At 66.1% G+C, this 8,063-nt stretch carries 11 protein-coding genes and 1 pseudogene; 5 read left to right on the forward strand and 7 right to left on the reverse strand.

What is annotated here, in order from left to right; all coding sequences use genetic code 11:
- Positions 1-54: 54 nt before the first annotated feature.
- On the reverse strand, positions 55-588 hold the full coding sequence (locus tag CH256_RS21385) for a LytR C-terminal domain-containing protein (protein ID WP_256989507.1): 534 nt from the start codon (positions 586-588) through the stop codon (positions 55-57).
- Positions 589-645: 57 nt separating this feature from the next.
- Positions 646-984, reverse strand: a complete 339-nt coding sequence (locus CH256_RS21390; RefSeq protein ID WP_094670534.1) for a DUF3263 domain-containing protein — start codon at positions 982-984, stop codon at positions 646-648.
- 294 nt (positions 985-1,278) lie between these two features.
- Here CH256_RS21390 and CH256_RS21395 point away from each other — a divergent pair, with 294 nt between their 5' ends.
- From CH256_RS21395 to CH256_RS21405, 3 genes are read left to right on the forward strand one after another with little or no spacing between them, the layout of a single operon-like run.
- A complete protein-coding gene (locus tag CH256_RS21395; protein ID WP_094640994.1) occupies positions 1,279-1,881 on the forward strand; it encodes a peptide deformylase in 603 nt (200 codons plus the stop codon).
- A complete protein-coding gene (locus CH256_RS21400; RefSeq protein WP_441344181.1) occupies positions 1,878-2,825 on the forward strand; it encodes an N-acetylglutamate synthase, CG3035 family in 948 nt (315 codons plus the stop codon). The genes CH256_RS21395 and CH256_RS21400 overlap by 4 nt, the downstream gene beginning before the upstream one ends.
- Positions 2,826-2,836: 11 nt before the next feature.
- Positions 2,837-3,637 (forward strand): exodeoxyribonuclease III, encoded by an 801-nt coding sequence (locus tag CH256_RS21405; RefSeq protein ID WP_094640992.1) that lies wholly within the window; start codon positions 2,837-2,839, stop codon positions 3,635-3,637.
- Here CH256_RS21405 and CH256_RS21410 read toward each other — a convergent pair.
- The 3 genes from CH256_RS21410 to CH256_RS21420 form a co-directional block, all read right to left on the reverse strand.
- Positions 3,607-4,203 carry a hypothetical protein gene (locus tag CH256_RS21410; RefSeq protein ID WP_094670536.1) on the reverse strand — a complete coding sequence of 199 codons (597 nt, stop codon included), beginning with the start codon at positions 4,201-4,203 and terminating at the stop codon, positions 3,607-3,609. The genes CH256_RS21405 and CH256_RS21410 overlap by 31 nt on opposite strands.
- 85 nt (positions 4,204-4,288) lie before the next feature.
- A complete protein-coding gene (locus tag CH256_RS21415; protein ID WP_094670539.1) occupies positions 4,289-4,642 on the reverse strand; it encodes a GNAT family N-acetyltransferase in 354 nt (117 codons plus the stop codon).
- 120 nt (positions 4,643-4,762) lie between these two features.
- On the reverse strand, positions 4,763-5,089 hold the full coding sequence (locus tag CH256_RS21420) for a GNAT family N-acetyltransferase (RefSeq protein ID WP_068048077.1): 327 nt from the start codon (positions 5,087-5,089) through the stop codon (positions 4,763-4,765).
- 291 nt (positions 5,090-5,380) lie between these two features.
- On the opposite strand from CH256_RS21420, the gene thiD reads away from it, so the two are divergent.
- Positions 5,381-6,235, forward strand: a complete 855-nt coding sequence (gene thiD, locus CH256_RS21425; RefSeq protein WP_068048074.1) for a bifunctional hydroxymethylpyrimidine kinase/phosphomethylpyrimidine kinase — start codon at positions 5,381-5,383, stop codon at positions 6,233-6,235.
- Here the strand turns inward: thiD and CH256_RS21430 are convergent.
- Together CH256_RS21430 and CH256_RS21435 are read right to left on the reverse strand one after the other, a co-directional pair.
- Positions 6,197-7,018 carry an adenylate/guanylate cyclase domain-containing protein gene (locus CH256_RS21430; RefSeq protein ID WP_094670537.1) on the reverse strand — a complete coding sequence of 274 codons (822 nt, stop codon included), beginning with the start codon at positions 7,016-7,018 and terminating at the stop codon, positions 6,197-6,199. The genes thiD and CH256_RS21430 overlap by 39 nt on opposite strands.
- 37 nt (positions 7,019-7,055) lie before the next feature.
- Positions 7,056-7,925, reverse strand: a pseudogene (locus tag CH256_RS21435) (M20/M25/M40 family metallo-hydrolase); the annotation flags it as partial.
- 8 nt (positions 7,926-7,933) lie between these two features.
- On the opposite strand from CH256_RS21435, the gene CH256_RS21440 reads away from it, so the two are divergent.
- The coding region (locus tag CH256_RS21440) for a PA domain-containing protein (RefSeq protein WP_306438725.1) at positions 7,934-8,063 on the forward strand (130 nt) is incomplete at its 3' end.

The raw sequence follows: 8,063 nt of genomic DNA on the forward strand, positions 1-8,063 counted from the left end.
GATTCGGCCGAATCGGGCACGGAAGTCGACGCTGTGGAACTGGCCGCTGCAGGACTACTGGGTCACGATGACGACGACGCCTGCAGTGGGTTCGAGCGAGGTCGGCTTGGGTTCGGCCGGGACGCCGAGCTGCGTGGCGATGGTCTGCGCGGCCTGTTCCTCACCTGCCGTCGTGCCGTAGTACACCGCGGTCTGCGCGAACTGGTCTTCACTGAAGTTGCCCGTCTCGGCGACGTTCCAACCCTCGGCGGTCAACGTGCTGGCGGTACCGGCGGCCAGGCCGGAGACGTTGGAGTTGTTGAGTACCCGCACTTCGACGTCGGCGGGTGCGCCCGAGGTGGTGGTGGGTGCCGCGGCACCGGTCGACGAATCGCCCGCGGGAACCTGGGCTGCAGGAGCCTGTGCGGTCGGTGCGACCGCGGCCGGTGCGCTCGTCGTCTCGGCGGCGGGTTCGGCGGCCGCATCGTCGGAATCGGAACCCGTCAGAGACAACGCCCCGATCGCTGCGAACAGGATCGCGAGCGAAATCAACACCATGGCCAGGGCGCGGAGTGGTGGCCCGGTCTGTTCCGGGTTCGGGCTGCTCACCTGATCGACCCTAGCCGACCGTCGACGGCGACTCGGCACACGGAACGCAAGACCTGCTCAGACGTCGAAACCCAGCCGACGTGCCGCACGAGCCTTCTGCCTGCTCGCACGCAACCGGCGCAGGCGCTTGACCAACATCGGATCCGCGGCGAGCGCCTCGGGACGATCGACCAACGCATTCAGGATCTGGTAGTAGCGGGTCGCCGACATGGAGAAGAGTTCCTTGATGGCCTCTTCCTTGGCCCCGGCGTACTTCCACCACTGCCGCTCGAAGGACAGGATGTCGTGCTCTCGTCGACTCAGTCCGTCCGCACCGACCTCGTTCGGATCCTGAGAGCCGTCCGAACTTCCCGGTTGCTGAGACTGGTTCGAGTTACGCGCTGCTGCGCCGTCCATCCCACTCCTCGACTTCTCGACTTCCCAGGGTCGGCAGGATCACCCACCCGGAGAAATCTGCTTCCCCCAGTACTGCCGACACCCGTAGGAGCGCCGACCGAATTACACAGTTGTACTTCGGGGATCATTCAACCATGTCCGACGCCGGGGACACGGCTCCTGCGGGCTGCCCGCGCGTGGCGTGTTCCACCTACTCGACCACATGCGCGACGCACACCACTGGGTCATTCCGCAGGCTCCACTCCCCACCACTGGGTCCTTCCGCAGGCTCCACTCCCGGTATCCTTGTCGACCATGGCAATTCTTCCCATCCGGATCGTCGGCGATCCGGTGCTGCACACCGCAACCGCTCCCGTCACCGAGTCACCCGCCGAGCTCGCCGAGCTGATCGCCGACATGTACGAGACGTTGGCCGCCGCGAACGGCGTCGGACTCGCCGCGAATCAGGTCGGCGTCGGCAAGCGTCTGTTCATCTACGACTGCCCCGATCAAGGCGAGGACGGCAAGGTCTTCCGCCGCCGCGGCGAGGTCGTCAATCCGGTCCTCGAGACCTCCGAGATTCCGGAGACGATGCCCGATCCGGACGACGACGACGAGGGCTGCCTGTCCGTCCCCGGCGAGCAGCACCCCACCGGGCGCGCCGAATGGGCCCGGGTGACCGGTACCGATGCCAAGGGTGATCCCGTCGACATCGAGGGTCACGGCTTCTTCGCTCGGATGCTCCAGCACGAGGTGGGTCATCTCGACGGCTTTCTGTACACGGACGTGCTCATCGGTCGACATGCGCGGGCCGCGAAGAAGGCGATCAAACGCGCCGGGTGGGGCGTGCCCGGTCTGAGCTGGACGCCCGGCACGGTGGACGACCCGTTCGGGCACGACGACGAGGACGACGACTGACCGTCCCGGTGGGTACCCGGGTGATGCTTCGCTATCGGTTGCCACCCGGCCACACCCACCCGATGACGGACGTGATCGGCGAACTGGTGGCCATGGACGCAGGCTCGGTCTCGGTGCGCGGCCGGGACGGCGCGCTGGTGCAGGTCGCCGCCGAACGAGTCGTAGCGTTGAAACCTCTGGGGCCCAAGCCGATTCGAACGTCGGAGATCCGCTCGCTCGAGGCCGCTGCCGCCGACGGTTGGCCGGGCGTCGAGCGGGAATGGATCGACGGTTGGCAACTGCGGTTCGGTCACGGGTTCACCGGCCGCGCCAACTCGGCGGCACCGCTCGAGCCCGGAGCCTCGACGACGGCCGAGACTCTCGCGCAGATCGTCGATCGATACGCCGCTCGCGGACTGCAGCCGACGCTCTCGCTCCCCGACCGTCTCGGCAGCGCGCCGGCCGGGTGGCGGACCTACAACGAGAGCGCCGTCATGGCTGCGGAGATCTCGAAACTCGTTCTGCGCGAAGGCGAATCGGCTATCGACGTCACCGCGCAGCCGACAGCCGAGTGGTTGACTTCCCTCCACTACCAGGGCAGCAAGGCACCCGCGGGCGCAGCGGAGGTGGTCGCCGCAGTCCGAGGCGGCACCCTCGGCTTCGGCATGATCGGTGCCCACTCGTCGTCGGCGGCCGCCGTCGGTCGCGCGGCCGTCACCACCGCCCCGGACGGTCGATGCTGGGTGGGACTCACCTCACTCTGGGTCTCTCCCGAGCATCGCCGCAACGGCCTCGGCACACTGATGTGCGGAGAACTGGTGCGCTGGGGACGCAGCCACGGAGCGACACACGCGTACCTGCAGGTGGCCGTCGACAACACCGAAGCCGTTGCCCTGTACCGAGACCTCGGCTTCGAGGACCACCATCGGTATCGCTATGCCCGGCCTGTCGGAGGCGTTCGATAAGGTTCGTTCCCGTGCGCTTGGCTACTTGGAATGTGAACTCCGTCCGCTCTCGTCAGGATCGAATCGTCGATTGGCTGCAGCGATCCGATGTCGATGTGCTGGCGATGCAGGAAACCAAGTGCAAGGACGCACAGTTTCCGTATCAGCGCTTCACCGACATCGGGTACGAGGTCGCCCACGTCGGGCTGAGCCAGTGGAACGGCGTTGCGATCGCATCGCGCATCGGCCTGGACGATGTGCAGGTCGGGTTCGAGGATCAGCCCGGCTTCAGCAAGGATCCCGAGATCGATCCCGCTCAGGAGGCCCGTGCTATCGGTGCCACGTGCGCCGGGGTGCGCGTCTGGAGCCTGTATGTGCCCAACGGCCGGGAACTCGCCGATCCGCACTACACCTACAAGCTCGAGTGGCTTGCTGCACTGAAGGCCGACGCGCAGGCCTGGGTGGCGGCGGATCCGCAGGCGCAGATCGCGCTCGTAGGCGACTGGAACATCGCGCCCACCGACGACGACGTCTGGGATCCCGCGCTCTTCGAGGGCAAGACCCACACCTCCCGAGCCGAGCGTGACGCCTTCAGCGCGTTCGGCGACGCCGGCTTCACCGAGGTGACGCGGCAGTTCACCCCCGAGCCCAGGACGTACACCTACTGGGACTACACGCAGTTGCGGTTCCCCAAGAAGCAGGGCCTACGCATCGACATGGCGTTGACCTCCCCTGCCCTGGCGGCACGAGTAACCGGCGCGTCTATCGACCGCGAGGAACGCAAGGGCAAGGGAGCCAGCGATCACGCTCCGGTGATCGTGGAGATCGGCTGAGCAGAGTCCGCCGACCTGTCCGCCACGGCCCTGGCGGCGAGAATCGCCCCGACGGCGATCAGCACTCCGTGCGCAATTCGCACGGCAGGCGGGGTGTAGAACTGCGGAAGGAAGAGCACGAACCCGGCAGCGAGCACTGCGGCGTAGCGGTTGCGTAGAGCGAATGCCACCAGCCCGACGGCGATCAGCACCAGTCCGAGCCCGAACATGACGGACTGTACGAGCGAGTACCTGATCGGGTCGGCCAGATCGATCAGGCCGGGGTTCGCGTTCTGTACGGCATCGACACCCAGCACATGCAGCGCGGAGGTTTCCGCGCCGTAGTACGGCAGCACCAACCCGACACCGATCCACGTGGTCACGACCGCGAGCTCCGACCGCCCACCGGTGTAGAGCACGGTCAGCCCGAGCGCGATGAAGCCGAGCATGGCGAAGGTGTGCGAGAGCACCCAGCTCGAGGATGCGAAGGAGTCGGCTCCCGCCGTGCCCACCTCGTCCGAGTAGGGACGCAGTGTGGGATACGCGGCGAACATGATGCCGACGAACAGATACAGGGATACACGCATCGGGGAATGCCAACCTTTCGAGAGCGGCGCTCTCTATAGGAAGCAGTATTCACCCAAGGGGCACGCAAGACAAGAGCAGTGCTCTCTATTCAGCGATCAGATCCAGAAATTCTTCGTGCTGCGCCAGATATCGCCGCACGTAGGTGCAGATCGAAACGATGCGCCACTGCCGATCACGCGCGGTGTTCAGGGACGCTCGTACCAGCACGCCCGCCCATCCGCGGTCGCCGTACTCTTCCTTGACGACGGTGTGCATGAGCGCGACGACCGGGCCGACGCCGCCGTCGTCGCCCTCACCGAAGCGATAACCGAGAATGCCGACGAGTTCGTCGTCGACGAAGAGGTCGAACCTATTGTGATCGACGTCGTCCTCGATGCGAACGACGGGCCGGTCGACCGGAGCAGGCCCGGTGACCCGCCGTGGAAGTATGTGACTCATGTCACTTATGAGACCAGTGTTGTCCATGTGACGCGAGGCGAGTGCACCGATCGTCGCCGAGTCGTGCCCTTACTGTGACCAGCCTTGATGTGACCGGGCGATGCGCGCAGGAACCCGAGGTCAGAGAGCGACGAGCATGTCGTTGTATTCAGGATTGGCCGCAGCGAAGCGCTGAACGTAGGTGCAGACCGGCTTGACCTTCCAGCCGTAGGACCGCGCACTGTCGAGTGCGCGGCGCACCAGAATGCCGGCCAGACCCTGGTGACCGAAATCCTCGGTGACGACGGTGTGCATGAAGGACACGACGTGAGTACGCGTCGCACGCGTGCCGTTTCCCTCGACCTCGTAGAAGCCGACGATCCCGACCAGATCACCGTTCAATCGAAGCTCGAATCGGTTCTGGTCTTTGTTGATCGAGACATCAGCGCTAGGAGAACTTGCCAGCATGGGACGCCTCCTTCGCTGTGTGTGGAGTGATGAACGAGTGAAACCGATGTGACGTGCACCACTATTAAACATGCGCACGGTAGCTCTGTCACCTTTTCTACCAACAAACCTTCGGATGCGTAGGTTTGTCCGTCGAACCCGACACGAATGCTGGTACGGATCATAAGTGGCCCTGTTCGACGTTGTGATACAACAACATTCAAGACCTGCCCAAGTTTTCGCCACGGACTCGGCAATCCGATTACGCGGGCGCGACCCCCGTCTCCCCTCGCGCCGGTACTGTCTTCTCTCGTGAAGTTCCTACCGCTCACGCCCAACGGCGAGACTCCAGTCCGCGCGCTGACCATCGCCGGAACCGACTCCGGTGGCGGTGCCGGAATCCAGGCGGACAGCCGAACGATGGCACTGCTCGGCGTGCACGCCTGTGTCGCGGTCGCTGCGGTCACGGTCCAGAACACCGTCGGCGTGACGGGCTTCCACGAGATTCCGCCGGACGTCGTCGCCGCGCAGGTTCGCTCCGTCGTCTCCGACATCGGCGTCGGCGCAGCGAAGACCGGAATGCTGGCCTCCACCGCGATCATCGACGCGGTCACGGCAGTCTGCACCGAAGTCGGTATCGGCCGCGATCAGCCGGTTCCGTTGGTCGTCGATCCGGTGTGCGCGTCGATGCACGGCGATCCTCTGCTGCACGCCGAGGCCCTCGACGCCATCCGCCACACCCTGTTTCCCATCGCCTCGCTGGTGACCCCCAACCTCGACGAGGTGCGGCTCATCACCGGCATCGACGTGGTCGACGACTCCAGCGCGCACCGCGCCGCCGAGGCCCTGCACGGGTTGGGCGCGCAGTGGGCCCTGGTCAAGGGCGGTCACCTGCGGACGTCGACCCACAGCACCGACCTGCTGTTCGACGGCGACACCTTCCTCGAATTCACCAGCGAACGCATCGACACCGGCAACGATCACGGCGGCGGCGACACCCTCGCCGCATCGATCGCATCGGCGCTGGCGCACGGATACTCCATGCCCGACGCGGTGGCGTTCGGCAAGGAGTGGGTCACCCGCTGTTTGGCCGCGTCCTACGATCTGGGCGCGGGCCACGGACCGGTGTCACCGCTGTGGCGACTGCACGAGTCGGAGGATGCGTAGGTCGTCGGGTGCGCCCTTGATCTTCGGAGCGAAGAAGCTGCGTCGATAGGGCTTGGAGACCACGCGCAAGGCGTCGAGCACCTCCGGCGGTACCCCCTCCAGGGCGGCCGCGGAGATCATGATGTTGCCGTTGCCGCCGGTCTGCATCACCCGGGCGGCGACGGTGACGTCGACGCCCAGCCAGTCCGATCCCACCTGCCGCGGGCTGCCGGTGTGGATGCCGACGCGCATCGTCGGGGTGTAGCCGTCGACGTCGACGCTTTTCAGTGCCTCGCGCGCCGCGAAGACCGCGTCGACTGCTTTGCCCGGATCGGCGAACACGGCCATGATGCCGTCGCCCAGTCTCTTGACGACGTGGCCACCGCGGAATGCGACCTCGGGTTCGACGGCTTTGGAGACCTTGCGCAGCAGGGTCAGGGTGGCGGTGTCACCGGCCCGCAGCGACCACGACGAGAAACCGACGAGGTCGGTGAACACGATGGTGACGTCGTGCTCGCCGCAGCCTCGGCCGGCTCGTTCGAGGATCGCCTGCCACACCTGCAATGCTCCGAGGCCCACTTCGCGGGACGCACCGGGTTCGTCGTCGAGGCCGTTCGCAGCCAGAAACCTGTCGGCGACGCGAGCGACGGCCATGGCTCTGCCCGGACCGTCGATCGACAGTGGATCGCCGAACGTGGGGTCACCGGGTAGTGCGCGGCGCACACGCCGAACCGCCCCGACCACCGCGGGCGCTCGATTGGTGGTGCGGACCCACTCCACGACCGAGGAGACGACTGCGTTCACAGCATCGAGCGTAACCCACGGTTACACATACTTACCCTCATCCTTCGGCGCGAGCGGCCTCGCGCGCGGCACCCACCGGAACCCCGTTGGGCCCTTCCACCGACTGCGCGTAGACGCCGATTCCATAGGCCACCGCCGCGCCGTTCTTCGCCAATGCTGCGCGGTCGACGTTCGCCAGGGTGTCCTGATCGGTGTGGTAGTTCTCGTCGAAGGTCTGATCCGCGGTGCCGCCCCACTTCTCGGCCTGCTCGGCGGTCTTGTTCTCGTCCGCTCCGCTGAACACACCACCGGCCGGGATGCCGACCTCGATGAACGGGCCGTAGTCCGAGCGACCGTCGAAATCGGTGCCGTCGACGGCTACGCCCTCGGTCGCCAGTCGCTCGACGAAGGTGCGCTCGATGGCGTCGGATCCGGCCGGTCCGGCGGGCTCACCCACCTGGTCGGAGTCGTCTCCGTCGTAGGCGAGGTAACCGGCATTGTTCGAGCCGATCATGTCGAAGTTCAAGTACAGCGCGATGTTTCGCTTGTCCTCGTCGGACAGGCCCTCGACGTACTCGGTGGAACCGACGAGTCCGTTCTCCTCGGCACCCCAGAACGCGAAGCGCACCGCGTTGGTCACCTCGGGGGCGCTACCCATCTGCAGTGCGGTCTCGAGTACTGCCGCGGTACCGGTTCCGTTGTCGTTGATGCCTGGACCCTCGGGGACGCTGTCCAGATGTGCACCGGTGACCACCACGTTCTCGGTCGAACCGGTGGTGGTCTGCGCAATGATGTTGCGGCTGGTGGTCGTTTCGGTCTCGGTGACGAGGGTCAGCGTCACCTCGGGTGCGGCCAGAACGGCCGCCGCGTCCTCCTGGCTGACGCCGCCGGTCGGAATCCGAGCGGTGTCGGTGTCGCCGAGTGTGCCCGTTCGGTGTGAAGCAAACTGTTGCAGCGGAACTGGGAGCGGCCGCCGCGATCATCGTCAACAACGAACCGGGACCGCTCGATTCGGGCACACTCGGCGACACCGACACCGCTCGGATTCCGACCGGCGGCGTCAGCC

Origin of the sequence: Rhodococcus sp. 05-2254-6, from assembly GCF_002258565.1 — a bacterium.
Lineage (GTDB): Bacteria > Actinomycetota > Actinomycetes > Mycobacteriales > Mycobacteriaceae > Rhodococcoides.

Excerpts from the sequence above, each read along its gene's own strand:
- CH256_RS21390 (WP_094670534.1), bottom strand. The coding sequence starts at position 984 with ATGGACGGCGCAGCAGCGCGTAACTCGAACCAGTCTCAGCAACCGGGA.
- CH256_RS21395 (WP_094640994.1), top strand. The coding sequence starts at position 1,279 with ATGGCAATTCTTCCCATCCGGATCGTCGGCGATCCGGTGCTGCACACC.
- CH256_RS21410 (WP_094670536.1), bottom strand. The coding sequence starts at position 4,203 with ATGCGTGTATCCCTGTATCTGTTCGTCGGCATCATGTTCGCCGCGTAT.
- CH256_RS21415 (WP_094670539.1), bottom strand. The coding sequence starts at position 4,642 with ATGAGTCACATACTTCCACGGCGGGTCACCGGGCCTGCTCCGGTCGAC.
- CH256_RS21420 (WP_068048077.1), bottom strand. The coding sequence starts at position 5,089 with ATGCTGGCAAGTTCTCCTAGCGCTGATGTCTCGATCAACAAAGACCAG.